General features: G+C 71.8%; 13 protein-coding genes. 8 read left to right on the forward strand and 5 right to left on the reverse strand.

Translation table 11 applies throughout. From position 1 onward, the window contains the following. Positions 1 to 15: 15 nt before the first annotated feature. From QC180_RS14800 to QC180_RS14815, 4 genes are all read right to left on the reverse strand, one after another. Entirely contained in the window at positions 16 to 1,179 is a 1,164-nt protein-coding gene (locus QC180_RS14800; protein WP_278263310.1) for a VWA domain-containing protein, read from the reverse strand. A gap of 103 nt (positions 1,180 to 1,282) precedes the next feature. Continuing rightward, the gene (locus QC180_RS14805) at positions 1,283 to 3,640 is read right to left on the reverse strand and encodes a DUF5682 family protein (RefSeq protein WP_278263311.1); all 2,358 of its coding nucleotides are present in this window, start codon (positions 3,638 to 3,640) and stop codon (positions 1,283 to 1,285) included. 49 nt (positions 3,641 to 3,689) lie between these two features. Beyond that, entirely contained in the window at positions 3,690 to 4,790 is a 1,101-nt protein-coding gene (locus QC180_RS14810; RefSeq protein WP_278263312.1) for an ATP-binding protein, read from the reverse strand. Next, a complete protein-coding gene (locus tag QC180_RS14815) occupies positions 4,787 to 7,720 on the reverse strand; it encodes an SWIM zinc finger family protein (RefSeq protein WP_278263313.1) in 2,934 nt (977 codons plus the stop codon). The genes QC180_RS14810 and QC180_RS14815 overlap by 4 nt, the downstream gene beginning before the upstream one ends. Before the next feature lie 421 nt (positions 7,721 to 8,141). On the opposite strand from QC180_RS14815, the gene QC180_RS14820 reads away from it, so the two are divergent. From QC180_RS14820 to QC180_RS14835, 4 genes are all read left to right on the forward strand, one after another. Next, entirely contained in the window at positions 8,142 to 10,658 is a 2,517-nt protein-coding gene (locus tag QC180_RS14820; RefSeq protein WP_278263314.1) for an AAA family ATPase, read from the forward strand. Positions 10,659 to 10,938: 280 nt separating this feature from the next. Beyond that, positions 10,939 to 11,235 carry a hypothetical protein gene (locus QC180_RS14825; protein ID WP_278263315.1) on the forward strand — a complete coding sequence of 99 codons (297 nt, stop codon included), beginning with the start codon at positions 10,939 to 10,941 and terminating at the stop codon, positions 11,233 to 11,235. 55 nt (positions 11,236 to 11,290) lie between these two features. Then, positions 11,291 to 11,680: a YchJ family protein gene (locus tag QC180_RS14830; RefSeq protein ID WP_278263316.1), complete on the forward strand. Its 390-nt coding sequence runs from the start codon at positions 11,291 to 11,293 to the stop codon at positions 11,678 to 11,680. A gap of 19 nt (positions 11,681 to 11,699) precedes the next feature. Next, positions 11,700 to 11,975 carry an Rdx family protein gene (locus QC180_RS14835; protein WP_278263317.1) on the forward strand — a complete coding sequence of 92 codons (276 nt, stop codon included), beginning with the start codon at positions 11,700 to 11,702 and terminating at the stop codon, positions 11,973 to 11,975. Positions 11,976 to 11,984: 9 nt separating this feature from the next. Here the strand turns inward: QC180_RS14835 and QC180_RS14840 are convergent, their stop codons facing one another. Beyond that, the gene (locus QC180_RS14840; protein ID WP_278263318.1) at positions 11,985 to 12,206 is read right to left on the reverse strand and encodes an FmdB family zinc ribbon protein; all 222 of its coding nucleotides are present in this window, start codon (positions 12,204 to 12,206) and stop codon (positions 11,985 to 11,987) included. Positions 12,207 to 12,314: 108 nt separating this feature from the next. Between QC180_RS14840 and QC180_RS14845 the strand changes: the two genes are divergently transcribed. From QC180_RS14845 to QC180_RS14860, 4 genes are all read left to right on the forward strand, one after another. Then, entirely contained in the window at positions 12,315 to 13,442 is a 1,128-nt protein-coding gene (locus tag QC180_RS14845; protein ID WP_278263319.1) for an ROK family protein, read from the forward strand. 172 nt (positions 13,443 to 13,614) lie between these two features. Then, the gene (locus QC180_RS14850; protein WP_278263320.1) at positions 13,615 to 14,655 is read left to right on the forward strand and encodes an ABC transporter substrate-binding protein; all 1,041 of its coding nucleotides are present in this window, start codon (positions 13,615 to 13,617) and stop codon (positions 14,653 to 14,655) included. Then, positions 14,655 to 15,506 (forward strand): ABC transporter permease, encoded by an 852-nt coding sequence (locus QC180_RS14855; RefSeq protein WP_278263321.1) that lies wholly within the window; start codon positions 14,655 to 14,657, stop codon positions 15,504 to 15,506. The genes QC180_RS14850 and QC180_RS14855 overlap by 1 nt, the downstream gene beginning before the upstream one ends. Then, positions 15,482 to 16,243, forward strand: coding sequence for an ABC transporter ATP-binding protein (locus tag QC180_RS14860; protein ID WP_278263322.1), 762 nt, complete (start codon positions 15,482 to 15,484; stop codon positions 16,241 to 16,243). The genes QC180_RS14855 and QC180_RS14860 overlap by 25 nt, the downstream gene beginning before the upstream one ends. Positions 16,244 to 16,266: the final 23 nt, after the last annotated feature.

A 16,266-nucleotide genomic window follows, 5' to 3' on the forward strand; every position in this document is an offset into this window, starting at 1 on the left:
TCCGGTGCGAACCGATCAGACCGCCGGGGCGTGGGTGTCGGCCCAGCGGGTGATGTCGCCGCGATCGAGCGCGGTGGCCAGCAGATCCGGGAATTTGTCCGGGGTGCAGGCGAAAGCCGGGATGCCGAGGGCGGCCAGCGCCGCCGCGTTGTCGCGGTCGTAGGCCGGGGCGCCCTCGTCGGAGAGCGCGAGCAGCACCACCACCTGCACGCCCGCCTCCTTCATCGCGTTCATCCGCCGCAGCATCTCCTCGCGCACCCCACCCTCGTAGAGGTCGGAAATCAGCACGAACAGGCTGTCGGTGGGGCGGGTGATCAGCGACTGCGAGTAGGCGATGGCGCGATTGATGTCGGTGCCGCCGCCGAGTTGGGTGCCGAACAGCACGTCCACCGGATCGCTGAGTTGCTCGGTGAGATCGACGATCTCGGTGTCGAACACCACCAGCGAGGTCTTCAACGACCGCATCGAGGCCAGCACCGCCCCGAACACCGACGCGTAGACCACACTGGCCGCCATCGACCCCGATTGGTCGATCGCCAGCACCACATCACGCTGGATCGCCTGCGCCTTGCGGCCGTAGCCGACCAGCCGCTCGGGGACCACGGTGCGCTGCTCGGGCAGGTAGTTCGCGAGATTCTTGCGGATGGTGCGGTCGAAGTCGATGTCGCGCAGCTTGGGCCGATGCGTGCGCGCGGCCCGGTTGATCGCCCCCGACACCGCCGCCACCGTCTTGGCCGCGATGCGCCGCTCGATCTCGCGTACCACCTTCTCCACCACCATCCGGGCGGTGGCCTTGGTGGTCTCGGGCATCACCCGGTTGAGCCCGAGCAGCGTGCCCACCAGGTGCACATCGGGTTCCACCGATTCCAGCAGTTCGGGTTCGAGCAGCAGTTGGGTGAGGTGCAGCCGCTCGACCGCGTCGCGCTGCATCACCTCGACCACGGTCGCCGGGAAGTAGGTGCGGATATCACCGAGCCAGCGCGCGACCCTCGGTGCCGAACCGCCCAGGCCGCCGGACCTCTTCTGCGATCCGGTGGACTCACCGGTGTTGTAGAGCGCGGCCAGTGCCTGATCCATCGCCTGGTCGGCGCCGCCGGACAGGCCGCCGAGCTGTTCCTCGGCAGCGGTGCCGAGCACGAGACGCCAACGGCGCGACTGGGTTTCGTCGAGATCGGTCATGCGTGGTGCTCCTGGTCGTCGAGCGGGAAGCGGTGCGGAGGAGGCGCGCCGGGGCCCGGGCGTCGCCGGGTCTCAGGTCCGCGCGGGACCGGTGTCGGGGCGGTCATCCGGCGGCACCCAGGATCGCGGTCGCGGCGTGCAGCGCGAGTCGGCCGCGAGCCGGGTCGAGGGAGGTGGTGTTCTGCGGGGTGGCTGCGGTGGTGCCGGTGTCGCGCAGGGCCTGGCCGATGGCGCGACGTTCGCCGGATTCGAACGAGCCGAAGGTGCGGCGCAGCAGCGGGAGGGTGGCGACGAACTGGTCCTCGGCCAGGTCACGGAGCCATTCATCGATGCGCCGCAGCAGTTCCCGGTCGTGTACCAGCAGCAAGCCGCGGCCGCCGAGGAAGCCGTCGATCCAGGCGGCCTTGGCGGCAGGGGTGTTGCCGACGGACAGGGCCGCGGCCAGGCGGCGCGCGGAATCGGCGTCGTCGATGCGTTCGGCGTCGCACAGCAGGCGGACCGCGCGGCCCGCGATGGCGCCGTGCACGTCGTCGCGGTCGGCGACGCGGTGCAGTGTCGCCAGCCATTCGGTGCTGGCATGCTCGTCGTCGCGGGTGCTGATCGCGGTGTGCGCGGCGTCGATCTGGGCGCGCAGGGCCTCGGCGGCGTCGGTGTCGAGGCCGGTCACCGCGCCGGGTAGACCGGCGCAGATGCGTACCAGCAGCCCGTCGGCCACATGGGCCAGGGCCTTGGTGTCGGTGCCGCGCACATCGCCGTAGCGCAGGGTCCGGGTGAGGCCGGGCAGGGCGGTGAGCAGGTGGGTGACGTCGTGGTCGAGGGCGGCGGCGGCCTCGAGCCGGGTGATCAGTCCGTCGGTGGCGCCGCCGAGATCGGCCAGCAGCGCCAGCTCGAGTGCTTCGGCCAGCGCCGAGACGGTGACGTCGTCGCGGGCGGCGGTGTCGAGGATCTTGGCCTCGGCGGCCGTGCGCAGCGTCGTGCCCCAGACCGCGGCCTCCACGATCCGGACCTCGAACTCCGGTTCCCAGCGCAGCGCCCAGGTCTCCCGGAAGGTGCCGGTGTTGCGGGTCTCGCCGACTGTCGGTGTGCCCCAGTCGATCCCGAGCAGCCGCAGCCGGTGCAGCAGGTGCGAGCGTTCCACGTCGCGGTCCTTGCGCAGGTCCAGGTCGACGGTGCGCGCCAACGCTTCCTGCTTGAGGCGCAGCGTCTTGATCCGGGCCCGCAGGTCCGCGGCCAGCGGCACGGTGGGGGTGTCCTCGGGGACGCCACCGAGGGTTTCGCCGACCACCAGTTCGTCGATCACCAGACGCAGCATGGTCTCGTCGCCGCCGCACATCACCGAGCGCACGGCCTCGGTGACCTCGGACAGGCCCGCCAGCGGCCGCCCGCGCAGCGCCGCGAGGGTGTCGGCCAGCCGCACCGCTTCGATGATGTGCGCGCTCGACACCGGCAGATCGTGGGCCCGCAGCACCCCGGCGACCTTGGTGAGCCACCGCGCCACCGGCCGCTCGGTCTCGCTGAACAGGTGGTGGTACCAACCCGGCGAGGTGACGCCCGCGCCGTAGCCCGACCCTGCGGCCAGGCGCGAATGCGTCCACGGCACCCAGGTCAGCGCGGCCTTGGTCTTGGGCAGCCCCTTGAGCAGCCGGGTGTCCGGTGCCGCCGGTCCCAGCGGCCCGGTGAGCGCGGGCGCGTGCCACGCACCGCACACCACCGCCAGCCGCTGGGCTCCACCCTTGAGCACCTGCCGCATGGTCTGGCGCATGTGCGCTTCGCGTCGCAGGGTGTGCTGGTCGACGACCAGTGGCGCGAATTCCCTTGTCGCCGCAGCCTGTCCCGCCTCGATCGCAACGCTCGGGTCGGCGTCGGCCACTTCCGGCGGTTCGACGGCCGACGGCTCGGCGACGGTGGGGTCCGCCTCCGGGGAGACCGGGGCGTCCTCGCGCAGGGCGGCCATCGCCTCGGTGATGGCGTCGAACGCGGTGCTGTCGGGGACGGATTCGACCACCGAGTCCCACCAGCGTTCGGCGTCGTCGTAGCCCGCGGCGGCGGCCAGGGTGCCCAGCGGGTCGGTGCGGTCGCCGCGCTCGGCATCGTCGGCGGCGAGTACCTGGGACGCGGGCAGGTCGCAGAAGCGGACCGGGACGCCGTGCTCGACGCCGTAGCGCAGGGCCTGCCACTCCGGGGAGAACACCGCGAACGGCCAGAAGGCCGCGCGGGCGGGCGAATCCGGGACGTAGGCCAGCAGCGCGACCGGCGGGGCCATCGTGTCGGCGGCGACGAACCCGACCAGCGGATCGGCATCGGACGGCCCCTCGATGAGGATCGCGTCCGGGCCGAACTCCTCGAGCGCGTGGCGCAGGGAGCGGGCCGAGCCGGGACCGTGATGCCGGATGCCGAACACCCGTGTCACCGGTGTGTCGTGCGGCGGTTTGGTGGTGCCGTCGTCTGTCTGTTCACTCATCGAAACCCCATCGGTGCTGTGCGTCCGTCCTTCCCTGCGGTGTGCGGGGTCAGCTGGCGATCTCGCGGCAGGCGCGGTAGAAGTCGGCCCAGTCGGGACGCTCGCGGACCACGGCTTCGAGGTATTCGGTCCAGATCACCGAGTCGGCGACCGGGTCCTTGATCACCGAGCCGAGCACGGCGCCCGCGATATCGGAGGCGCGCAGCACCCCGTCGCCGAAGTGCGCGGACAGCGCCAGACCGTTGGTGATCACCGAGATCGCCTCGGCCGTGGAGAGCGTGCCCGAGGGCGACTTGAGCTTGGTGCGGCCGTCGGCGGTGATGCCCGAGCGCAACTCGCGGAAGACCCGGACCACGCGCCGCACCTCCTCGGCGGCGGCGCGCACGGTCGGCAGCTCCAGCGCGGCGCCGAGCTGCTCGACCCGGCGGCTCACGATGGCCACCTCGGAGTCCTCGTCGGCGGGCAGCGGCAGCACCACGGTGTTGAACCGGCGGCGCAGCGCCGAGGACAGATCGTTGACGCCCCGGTCACGGTCGTTGGCCGTGGCGATCACATTGAAGCCCTTGGCCGCCTGCACTTCCGCGCCGAGCTCGGGCACCGGCAGGGTCTTCTCCGAGAGCACCGTGATGAGCGCGTCCTGCACATCGGAGGGGATGCGGGTGAGTTCTTCGATGCGGGCGATGGCGCCGGTGCGCATGGCCGTCATCACCGGCGACGGCACCAGCGCGGCGTCGCTGGGCCCCTCGGCCAGCAGGCGCGCGTAGTTCCAGCCGTAGCGGATGGCCTCCTCGGCGGTGCCGGAGGTGCCCTGCACGAGCAGCGTGGACTCCCCGCTGACCGCGGCCGAGAGATGTTCCGACACCCAGGTTTTCGCGGTACCGGGCACCCCGAGCAGCAGCAGCGCGCGATCGGTGGCCAGGGTCGCGACGGCGACCTCCATGAGCCTGCGCGGGCCGACGTACTTGGGTGTGATCACCGTGCCGTCGTCGAGGGTGCCACCCAGGACATAGGTGACCACCGCCCACGGCGACAGCTTCCACGACGGCGGCCGGGGCCGGTCGTCGACGCGGGCCAGGGCGGCCAGCTCGTCGGCGAAAGCCTGTTCGGCGTGCGGGCGCAGCAGGGTGGTGGTGGCTTCGGCAGTGGTCATCGGAGCTCCTCGAGCATGGTCGCGCGATCGGTGAGATCGTGGGCGAGTCGGTGGAAGGCCTGTTGCCAGGCGGGGTCGTCGGTGGTGTCGGCCAGCGCGGTGACCCGGCTGGCCAGGGCGACGGGCAGGTGCACGCCCGCCGCGGTGAGCAGGGCGCGATCGGCGTAGACGCCCGCGTTCGCGTGAGGTTGCCGGGCGGTGGTGCGGGCCCGTTCGCCGAGCAGTCGGAGCACGTGCGCCGCGACCCGCTCCGGCCACGGGTGCGCGAGGCCGGGCAGGATCGCGTGCAGCTCGGTGAGCTGATGGGCGTCGAGATCGAGGATGTGCGCGATCCGGTCGTCCTGGCCGAGCAGGGTGAACAGTTCGCGGCGGCGCAACACGGCCTGTTCGGTCGGTGTCGCGCGCCCGAACAGTTCCCGCGCCCAGACGTCGTCGCCCGCGGCCAGCGCGGCATCGACCCAGCCGTCGACGATCACCTTGGCGTAGCGCGCGGGCAGCGTGGTCGACAGGGCGGCGGCCGCCGTCTCGGCGGTGGTGCCGGTGCCGAGGATGCCCGCCCACGCGGACAGCGGCGTCGCGGCGATCACCTGGTGCAGCGTCTTCTGGGTGGCGTCGCCGCTGTCCCAGCGCAGGGTGGGCTGGTCGGTGCCGTCGGTGATGCCGTCGCGGCGGGCGCGCGCGTCGACCTCGGTGGGGACCTCGACGACCAGCGCGCCGTCCTCGCCCACCCGGACCCACGCTGTCAGTCGCGCCGTCATCCGCGCGCCGAAGGCCGCATTCGGCAGTCGCGCCAGCAACCCGGTCGCCGTCCGCCGCACGTCGCCGCGTCGGTCGTCGAGCGCGCGTTCGAGCAGCGCCTCGTCGGCCGGGCTCAGCTCGATCCCCACCAGCTCGAGCAGCTCGGCCTTGACCGGGCCCGATTCCTTCGACCACGCGGCGGTGAGCACCTCGAGCGCCGTGGCGGCGTCGGTGCGACGCAATTCCCGGAACCAGTCCTTGCGCTCGCCCGCCGTCCCGAACAACCAGATGTCGTGCCCCGCCGGAGCCTGGTCGTCCGAGTCGGATCGGCCGGTGCCGATCGCGGTGGTGCCGAGCGCCGAGTCGAGGATCTCACGGTCGACGGGGAACTCGTCGACCAGCTTGGCCCACGCGGGGTTACGGGCGGCGAGCCAGCGGCCCCGCCTGCCCGCGAGCCGCAGCAGGTTGCCACGCAGGCTCGTGTCGGCGGCGGCCGCCGACAGCGCCTGGACACACAGCACATCGGGCAGTCGGAAGTCGGAAGGAGCTGCCGCGGCGAACCATTCGGGCAGGAACGGCGACTTCTCGGTGAGCAATCGACTCAGTCGGGCCGCAGCGCGCGACGGCAGCAGTGCACGCGGATCGTCCTGGGCGGGAGCGGGTTTGGCGGCAGCGCCCGGCACCCGGCCCGCGCGCAGGTAGAGGTCTTGCAGCGCGGCCGTGTCGAGCAGGCGCGTCGCGGGCTCACCGGAGTGCTGGGGGAGCGCGGTGGACACCGCCGCGTCGAGGCGCAGCCCGTCGACCCCGCGCCGGGCGGTGCCCATCAGCGCCACCGAAACCAGTTCGGCCAGTGCGGGAGTCGCGGTGGTGACGCGGGGGAACTCGGTCTCCAGGTCGCTCACCTCACCGGCGCTGAGCACCGAGATCGGATCGAAGCCCTCGGCACCCCATTCACCGGTCACCGTTACCGGATGACCACCCGCCACCGCGACCAGCCGCCACGGGTGCGTGCCCGGGGGCAACGGCAACGCCACTCCGTCGGTGTCGACCAGCTGCCAGCCGTGCTCGTCGAGCACGGGGACCACGTCGGCGAGCACGGCGGGCCAGGACCGCAGCCACGGATCCCGACCCAGCGCGGCGGCGTAGGCGTCGAGCGCGGCGTCGATCGACGTGCCACCGACGGCGGGCACGGTGGTGAACGGTTCCGGCACGCCGTGACGGGTACCGAAGTGCGCGCGCAGCGGCGCCGGACCGGGATAGAAGTGCAGGTCGGCGTCGACCTCACAGCCCGGGGCGGGCACCTCGCCGGGGAAAGTCGGGGTGCCGAAGGAATGCTCCACCAGCAGGGCCCAGCGGCCACTGGTCCGGCCGCGCAGCCAGGTGCGGCGGGTGTGGAGACGTTCCTCCTCGCCGACCCGCATCCCGAGCACCGACCAGCGGTCCCGCACGGCGGGTTCGGCCAGCACCGACTCCGCCTGCACGGGATAGCCGACCTGGGTGCGCACACCGGCCTGGAGAGGTTCGGGCAGGGCGTCGAGCGAGCGATGCGCCCGCACCAGCAGGTGCAGGCGGGCGTACTCGCGCAGCAGCACCTCCGGCCAGTGCTCGGTGGTGACGGTCGCGGTGGGCAGCCTGCGCAGGGCCTCGGCGACGCGCGGTGCCTGCGCGTCCACCATGCGGGCCGCGATGGTCTCGAAGGCCGCGTAGGAGCGGTCGGACTGGGCCAGGCCGGTGCGGATCTGGTCGGTGAGCCACACCTCCAGCTCGGTGAGACCCGCCGACACCCGGCCGCGCCGTTGCTCGATGGTCGCCTGCGACGGCACCTTCGCCGCCTTGGGCGCGGCGGGCGCGGCCGCCTTGGCCGCCCGCCCGGCCAGCCACTGCGCCGCGAAATCGGCGGGTTCGGTCGCCGCGGGCACCGTGCCGCCCGCCCAGGCGAGCAACAGCGACAGTGCGTGCTTGCAGGGGAACTTGCGGCTCGGGCACGAGCACTTGTACGCCGGACCGGCCAGATCCACGATCGTCTGATATGGCTTGGCGCCGCTGCCCTGGCACAGGCCCCACACCGCACCGGCCGCGGTGCCGGTCTCGCGCCAGCGACCGGCCAGCTTGCGAGCGGCAGTCAGCGAGCTCGCGTCGGGTGCCAGCGCGCGGACCTGATCCTCGGTCCACGGCGTCTGCGCTTCGGTCATCGGTTCCCCCGTTCTGTGTCGCCGAAATATCTACCGGAGCACACTGACAATTTCCGGTCCCCGCGGAGAACCGCCTGGAAAACGTTGGTGCGACGGCAGATTCACGCGCTCGGACTTGCCGTGAACAGTGATGTCTGGCATTCTGACCTGTTCGGCTCGCCCGGACCGCCCACGCCGCTCGACGGAGCGTATCGCGGGTGTGAGCACCTCATCGAGCTGCCCGCCGGGGTGGGCGAGGGGTGGACATCGAGGGCCCGCCGAGGTTCCGCGATGGCCATTCCACTCCCGCGGGCAGATTCGCTGGGGCCCAAGGCATCCCCTGGGCGAACGCCCGGCGATCGGGTAGCGTTCCTGGCAGGGTCACGGCGCCCGGGCAACCTGGTCGCCGCATTGCGCGCGGGCGCGAAGGGGGTTGTCGGTAGTGTGCTCCGATCGGATCGCCGAGGTGGTCGCGCGCGAGCTCGCCGCCGATCCGGCTGTGGAGGACCGGGTCGCCGAATGCGTGCTCGCCGCGCTCACCGAACGCGACGGCGCGGCGCACCCCGCGGAGGCGGGCGACACCGGCGTGTTCCTGCGCGCGATCACGGTGCACGGCTTCCGTGGCATCGGCCCGACCGCCACGCTGCGCCTGAATCCCGGTCCCGGTCTCACGCTGGTCGTCGGCCGCAACGGTAGCGGCAAGTCCAGTTTCGCCGAGGCCGCCGAATTCGCGCTGACCGGGGGAAACCGCCGCTGGGACGGTCGGTCCACCGCCTGGCGGGAAGGCTGGCGCAACCTGCACGAGCCTGATCTGGCGCGGATCGAGGTGGATCTGCTCACCGCGGGCGACGAACCCGACCGCACCATCGCGACGTACTGGGCACCCGGCTCCGATCTATCCGAGGCGCGCTGGACCGAACGTCGGGGCGAGGCCGCGCCGGTACCCATCGACCCGCGCGGTAGACGCAGGCATCTCGAGCTGTACCGCCCGTTCCTGTCCTACAGCGAGCTCGGCGCCCTGGTCGACGGCAAGCCGAGCGACCTGTTCGACGCCCTGCACCGCCTGCTCGGCCTGGACGACCTGGCCGCGGCCGCCGAACGCATCCGCCTGCGCAAGCTGGAACTCGAACGCGCCGTGAAGGATTCGCGGCAGTCCCGCACCGACCTGCTCGCCGACCTCGCCGAGGTCGACGACGATCGTGCCCGCCGCGTCGCCGAACTCCTGCGCGCCCCCGAAGCGGATCTCGACGCGGTGGCCGCCGAGGTCTCCGGCTCCGCGCTGGGCGCCGACGAGCTGCGCGCGCTGCTGCGGCTGACCCTGCCCGACCCGGCCCTGGTCGCCGCCGCCACCGACCGGCTCGCCGAGGCCACCGCCGACCTGGCCCGCCACGCCACCACCGACGCCGAAGCCGACCTGCGCGTCCTCGACCTGCTCACCCGCGCCCGCGACCACGCCACCGCGAGCGGCGCGTGCCCGTGTCCGGTCTGCGGACGGGGCGATCTCGACACCGCCTGGCTCACCGCCGTCGACGACGAGATCACCCATCGCGGCCGGGAACTCACCGCGCTGCGTGCGGCGCGCACGGAATTCGACGACGCCCTCACCGCCGTCCGCGTCCACCCGACACCGGTTCCGCTGGAACTGACGGTCGCGGAGACGACCGCCGACCGGGCTGTGGCGCCGCGCGAACCAGTGTCCGCGGCGGCATCGTCGGCCATGGTCCCAGGCCCGTCGCACCGGGACGAGTCCACCGCGACGGGTGCCCTCGAAGCCCGTGCCGAGGTGGTGCGGCGGAGGTGGTCGGCGTGGGCGGCGCTGGCGGCGGCGGACCCCGGAGACGACCTCGCCGCGCGGGTACGCGACACCTACACCGCACTCGTCACGGAACTGGCGGCGTTGCACGAGCACGCGCGGGAAGAACTGGAGCGTCTCGATGCGGTGTGGTCGCCGCTGGTGCCCCGGATTCTCGCCTGGCTCGATCCCGCGCGGGCGGTCTCGGCCGACGCGGGGGAACTGCGGGTGGTGAAGAAGGCCGCCGACTGGCTCAAGTCGGCGACCGCGACCATCCGGGGCGAGCGGATGCGGCCGCTGGAGAGCACCGCGCGCTGGGTGTGGAGCACGCTGCGGCAGCAGAGCAATGTGGAGTTGGGCGCGATCCGGTTGCAGGGCAGCGCGGGCACGGCGCGACGGGTGCTGCTGGATGTGACCGTGGACGAGGTGGACGGTGCGGCGCTGGGGGTGATGAGCCAGGGTGAGCTGCACGCGCTGGGGCTCTCGCTGTTCCTGCCGCGAGCCACGGTGGCGCACAGCCCCTTCCGCTTCGTGATGATCGACGACCCGGTGCAGGCGATGGACCCCGCCAAGGTCGACGGACTCGCCCGCGTGCTCGCCGAGGTGGCGGCGACCCGGCAGGTGGTGGTCTTCACCCACGACGAACGCCTCGCCGAGGCGGTACGCCGCATGCAGCTCGACGCCACCGTGCTCGAGGTGCAGCGCCGGGACCGCTCGCTGGTGGAGGTGCGGGTCACCGGTGACCCGGTGCGCCGCTATCTCGACGATGCCCGCTCGCTCGTGCGCACCCCCCAGTTGCCGCCCGCCATCGCCGACGAACTGGTCGCCACCTGCTGTCGCTCGGCCATCGAGGCGGCCGGGCTGGCCAAGGCCCGCCACGAACTGCTCGCCCGCGGCCTCGACCATGCCGAGGTCGAACGGCGCGTGCGCAATGCCCACACCACCCGCGCCATGATCACCCTGGCGATCATGGGCCCCGGTGCCCGCGTCGACGACCTGAACAAGCACCTGTCCGCCGTCGGCGGCCGCTGGCTGGTCGGCGTCCTGCGCGACGCCACCGCGGGCGCCCACGTCCCCATCGACCGCCCGATGCGCGAATTGATCAGCGACACCGAACGTTTCATCACCTGGCTCCGCGCCCACGAACCCACCCTCACCCGCTCATGAACAGCGACAACGGCCCGCGCGCGCTCGTGTCCGGTGGCGGGCAGCATGCACCGGTGTCCGGCGGTGATGACCCGCGTGCGTCTGCGTTCGGCGGCCCTCGCGTCGAGTCCGTGGCGCGACGCGTACGCGCTGGTGGCGAGGGTGGAGTCGCGTGAATCGGCGGGGCAGGCCGACCCGGGCGAAGTTCGTTCGGCGGCCGTCGGTGGGGGAGCGGCTCGACGCGGCGGAACACCTGTTGGCGGGGGCTGTGCCGGATGCGGGGGGTGTGTGGTCGCGGGCGGTGGCGTGGATTCTGCGGTTGGCGCTCGAGCAGGCCGTCGACGAATTGTGGGCGCAGATCGCGCCGGAACTCATGCGGTGTCCGATGCGCGCCCAGTTGCTCGCGCTGCGCGTGTACGCCGGACCGGAGACCGCGGGGCAGGTCGGGGCGCTGTGGGCGGCGCTGTCGCGGGCAGCCCACCACCTCGACTACGAGATGGCGCCCAGCGTCACCGATCTGAGCCGCTGGCGCGACCAGACCGCCGACCTGGCCTCGGCCCTCGCGCTCGTCCCGCTGGCCCACCAGCCGTTCGGCTGAGACAGCGGGCCGGGTCCCCCAACGAGCTGCCCCGGTGTTCCGGCAGGATGGGCCCGTGGCTGATCCGAAACCGTGTCCGTGCCGTCGCGGCGAACCGTTCGACCAGTGCTGCGGCCCGATCCTGGCCGGGGAGCGGGCGGCCGCGACCGCCGAGACCCTGATGCGCTCGCGCTACACCGCGTTCGTGGTCGGCGACGTGGACTACCTGCGGCGATCGTGGCATCCGAAGACCCGGCCCGCCGCCCTCGCACTCGACGCCGACCAGCGGTGGCTGTTCCTGGAGATCGTCCGGACCGAGCGCGGCGGCCCCTTCGACGACAACGGCACCGTGGAATTCGTCGCCCACTACCGGCTCGACGGGACGCGCGAGTCCCTGCACGAGGTCAGCACCTTCGTCCGCGTCGACGGGGCGTGGGTGTACCTGGACGGCACGTTCCAGGACTGACGAGGGGGATACTGCACCCATGCCCCGCATCGCGATCGAATACTGCACCCAATGCCGCTGGCTGTTGCGCGCGAGCTGGATGGCGCAGGAGCTGCTGAGCACCTTCACCACCGAGCTCGGTGAGGTCGCGCTGATCCCCGGGGAGGGCGGGATCTTCCGTATCACCCTCGACGGGGAACAGCTGTGGGAACGCAAGGCCGACGGCGGTTTTCCCGAGATCGCGGTCCTCAAGCAGCGCGTGCGCGACCGCATCGCCCCCGACCGCGACCTCGGCCACAGCGACCGGCGCGACTGAGACCGGGCCTCAGCAGCACCCGCCGCCACCGCAGCAGCCGCCCCCGGCGGGACGCGGTGCCGGGGCGGGCGCGGGGGCCGAACCACGACCGACCGCCGCGAAGGTGGTGAGCAGTTTGACCGTGTCGTCGTGACCCGCCGGACACGACGCCGGATCGGACGACCGCGCCATCGGACGGCTGACCTCGAACGTGTCGCCGCAGGAGCGGCACCGGAAGCTGTAGTTCGGCATCGGCCCAGTGTAGGCACGGGGTTGGGATCACCGTGCGCTGAAGCCTTCGCCGCGACCGGCGCGCTCCGTACCGTGATCGGTCAGTAGTGACGGCGAGGTGTGTGGCACATGACGAACAGCAGTGCGGGGGCGGTCTTACAGGCGGTGCTCGCACTGGGCTCGGCGCCGCGCAGCATCGTGGCCAAACGGGCGGGGGTGTCCCCGGCGACGGTGACCTGCCAGAGTCGCGCCCTGCTCGACGCGGGGCTGCTGGTGGAACTGCCCGAGACCTCGGGACCCGGCGGCGTCGGCCGCCCGCACAGCCCGATCGCGCTCGACAGCGCGGGCAATGTGGTGCTGGCGGTGCACATCGCGGCCGCGCAGAGCACCGTCGCGGTGGTCGACATCGCGGGCACCGTGCTGCACAGCGAACAACTCCCGCATCGCACGCTGGCCCCCTACGACATCCTCGACACCGCCATCGAGCGGGTGAACGCGGTGGCCGACGGCCTCGACGACAGCGTGCGCGTCCGTGGCCTCGGCGTGGCCATCGGCGGCCGCGTCGACACCACCACCGGCTCGGTCATCGACCACTCCTACCTGCGCTGGCGCGACATCCCCGTGCGCGAGTACTTCGCTGCCCGCACCGGGCTGGCGGTGAGCGTGGACAGCCACACCCGCGCGCTCATGCACGCCGAACAGCTCTACGGGCATCTGCGCGAGACGGCCAGTTCGATCGTGCTGTTCGTGGGCAATGTCATCGACGCCGCCTTCGCCGTGCACGGCCGGGTGCACTACGGCCCGCACTCCGGGGCCGGGTCGGTCGCCCGCCTGCTCAGCGCCACCGCCGGTCCCACCACCGACCTGGCCGACCTGGGCGATCAGGCGCTGCTCACCAGGGCGGGCGGGCAGCACGCGACCGTTCCCGACCTGGTCGAGGCCGCGGCGGCGGGCGGACCCGAACAAGCGTGCTTCCTCGAACGCGCCGAGGCCATGGGCGCGGTCGCGGCGGCCCTGATCGACCTGCTCGACCCGGAGGCGCTGGTCCTGGTGGACCGCGGTCTCGGTCGCGTGCCCGGCCTGCGCGACGCCTACGACGACGCGGTACGCGCGCATTCGGTGATCGGCGGGAACCCGGCCGAGGTGATCGTGGAATCGGCGTTTCCCGGCCAGGTACTGATGATGTCGGCCGCCGGGGTGGTGCTGCACGAGCTGTTCCGCGACCCCTTGGCGCCGGTGGCCGCGCAGGCGGTTTGATTCGTGGTTATTTTAAGGCGGTCGAATATTGACCGGAATGGCCTCGGAAAGCGACAGTTGTCGGCATGAACAGAATGCACACCGGCGACGTCCGGGAAATTCCGGGCGCGCGGTGTTGTCGCGGTTCGAATTCTCAGCGCACTATTCCGACGATTCGATCCGAGAAATCATCATGCGTAAAACTATTCGACGAATAGCTCTGCTCGCCGCCGCCACTTCGCTGCTGGCCGTTTCCTGCGCCACGGGCGACGAGGACAATTCCGCGCTCACCGCGCCGCTGCCCACCACCGTGCCGCCGGGTGTCTCGCTCGCCGTCGCCGCCAATACCGCCAAGGTGGCGCTGACCGCCTCCGGCGAGCTGGGCAAGCTGCCGTTCACGGTGTCGTCGTGGCCCGCGGTCCAGGCGGGTCCGGACGTGATCCAGGCGTTCCGCGGCGGTTCGGTCGACCTGGCCACCAACGCGGGCATCCCGCCGATCCACGCCCACGCCACCGGGCTCGATGCCAAGATCGTCGGCGTCAAGGTGCGCACGACGCCGCTGTACAAGCTGGCCACCGCGCCCGGGTCCAACATCAACTCCGTCGCCGACCTGCGCGGCAAGAAGATCGGTTTCTCCCCGGGCCAGGCACAGGGGCTGGTGGTGCTGCGCACGCTCAAGGCCGCGGGCATCCGCACCGACGAGGTGCAGCTCGTCGAGCTGTCGAGCACCAAGTTCCTCACCGCGTTGCAGGCCAAGGAACTCGACGTCGCCCCGCTCGGCGAGCCGTCGCTGACCAAGTACCTCGACAAGTACGCCAGCGAGGGCGCGACCGGCGTCGAGACGACGGCGGTCGACGCGCTGAGCGTGCTGTGGGCCCCGACCGCGGTACTGCGCGACGAGAACAAGGCCGCCGCCGTCGCCGAATTCGTGAAATTCTGGGCGCGTGGCGAAGTGTGGGCGTGGGAACACCCCGACGAATGGATCGACGCGTACTACGTGAAGGACCAGTCGGTGTCGGTGGCCGACGGTAAACGCATTCTGACCACCGTCGAACAGCCGTATTTCCCGGAGAATTGGGACGAGGCGATCTCCTGGGAACAGGAAACGATCGATCTGGTGACCAGCGCCGGATTCTTCGGTAAGTCGTTCGACGCCGAGGAGCTGTTCGATCGGCGCTTCGAGAAGATCGCCTACGAGGCGGTCGCGGCGCCGTACCGCAACAAGGGGGCGTGATGACCATCGCCCTGCCCCGTGCCGCCGCCACGGTCGGCACCCCCACCGACGACGGCTTCGTCGAACGCCGCACCCTGCGCAGGCTGGGTCTGCGCAAGGCCGTGCCCGCCGCCCGCCTGCTCGGCGTGGTGCTGATCCTGGCCGCCTGGGCCGGTGGCGCGGTGTTCGGACTGATCGACCCGCGCAAGCTCTCCGCGCCGTGGACCGTCCTGCAGACCGGCTGGGATCTGACGGTGAACGGCTCGCTGTTGGAGAACCTCGGCGTCTCGCTGCAACGTGCCATGCTCGGCCTGGTCATCGGCGTGCTCATCGGCACCACCCTCGCGGTGATCGCCGGACTTTCGCGCCTGGGTGAATCGATCATCGACGGCCCGGTGCAGATCAAGCGCGCCATCCCGACCCTGGGCCTGATCCCGCTGATGATCCTGTGGCTGGGCATCGGTGAGGAGTTCAAGGTCGTGCTCATCACGCTCGGCGTGATCGTGCACATGTACATCCAGACCCACGCCTCGCTCACCACGATCGACCAGAAACTGGTGGAACTGTCCGAGGTCCAGGGGGTGTCGCGGGCGGAGTTCATCCGCAGCGTGGTGATCCCCGGCTCGCTGCCCGGCTTCTTCCTGGGTCTGCGGCTCTCGGTGACCAGCGCGTGGCTGGTGCTGATCGTGGTCGAGACGGTCAACGCGACCGACGGTCTCGGCAAGATGATGACCAACGCCCAGAACTACGGACAGGCCGATGTGATCCTGGTCGGCCTGGTGGTCTACGGCGCGTTCGGCCTGATCTCCGACTCGGCGATCCGGCTGCTGGAACGAAAGGTGCTGTCATGGCGACGCACGATCGCGGGCTGAGCGAGGCGAAGGTCGCCGGTGTGGCGGTGCGCGGGCTGACGCGCCGCTTCGGTGAGCGCACCGTCCTGGACTCGATCGACCTGACCATTCCGGCGGGCCAGTTCGTGGCCCTGCTCGGCCGCAGCGGTTCGGGCAAGAGCACGCTGCTGCGGGCCCTGGCCGGACTCGACTACGACGTCGACGGCAGCGGCACCCTGCGGGTTCCGGCGAAGACCTCGGTGGTGTTCCAGGATTCGCGGCTGCTGCCCTGGCAGCGGGTGCTGGCCAATGTGCTCTACGGCCAGCCGCGCACCCGGCGCACCGCCGCCGAACAGGTCCTGGCCGAGGTCGGCCTGGCCGGACGCGAACGGGCCTGGCCCAGCGAACTGTCCGGTGGTGAGCAGCAGCGGGTCTCGCTGGCCCGCTCACTGGTCGGCGAGCCCGATCTGCTGCTGGCCGACGAGCCCTTCGGCGCGCTCGACGCGCTCACCCGCATCAAGATGCACGCGCTGCTGCGCGACCTGATCGCCCGGCACCGGCCGACCGTCCTGCTGGTCACCCACGATGTCGACGAGGCGGTCGCCCTGGCCGACCGGGTGCTCGTGCTCGACGAGGGAAAGCTGTCCGTGGACACCCTCGTCGATCTGCCCGGCGGCCGCGACGCCAGCCTGCCCGCCTTCCAGCGCGTCCGACGCACCCTGCTCACCGCGCTCGGTGTCGCCGACGACGTCATCCTCGAACCCGCCACCGTCGCCTGATCCTTCGACGGCGCGGCCCGAAA

The sequence above is a fragment of the Nocardia anocheti genome (assembly GCF_029675105.1).
Lineage (GTDB): Bacteria > Actinomycetota > Actinomycetes > Mycobacteriales > Mycobacteriaceae > Nocardia.

Excerpts from the sequence above, each read along its gene's own strand:
- QC180_RS14860 (WP_278263322.1), top strand. The coding sequence starts at position 15,482 with ATGGCGACGCACGATCGCGGGCTGAGCGAGGCGAAGGTCGCCGGTGTG.
- QC180_RS14845 (WP_278263319.1), top strand. The coding sequence starts at position 12,315 with ATGACGAACAGCAGTGCGGGGGCGGTCTTACAGGCGGTGCTCGCACTG.
- QC180_RS14840 (WP_278263318.1), bottom strand. The coding sequence starts at position 12,206 with ATGCCGAACTACAGCTTCCGGTGCCGCTCCTGCGGCGACACGTTCGAG.
- QC180_RS14815 (WP_278263313.1), bottom strand. The coding sequence starts at position 7,720 with ATGACCGAAGCGCAGACGCCGTGGACCGAGGATCAGGTCCGCGCGCTG.
- QC180_RS14800 (WP_278263310.1), bottom strand. The coding sequence starts at position 1,179 with ATGACCGATCTCGACGAAACCCAGTCGCGCCGTTGGCGTCTCGTGCTC.
- QC180_RS14805 (WP_278263311.1), bottom strand. The coding sequence starts at position 3,640 with ATGAGTGAACAGACAGACGACGGCACCACCAAACCGCCGCACGACACA.
- QC180_RS14810 (WP_278263312.1), bottom strand. The coding sequence starts at position 4,790 with ATGACCACTGCCGAAGCCACCACCACCCTGCTGCGCCCGCACGCCGAA.
- QC180_RS14855 (WP_278263321.1), top strand. The coding sequence starts at position 14,655 with ATGACCATCGCCCTGCCCCGTGCCGCCGCCACGGTCGGCACCCCCACC.
- QC180_RS14835 (WP_278263317.1), top strand. The coding sequence starts at position 11,700 with ATGCCCCGCATCGCGATCGAATACTGCACCCAATGCCGCTGGCTGTTG.
- QC180_RS14850 (WP_278263320.1), top strand. The coding sequence starts at position 13,615 with ATGCGTAAAACTATTCGACGAATAGCTCTGCTCGCCGCCGCCACTTCG.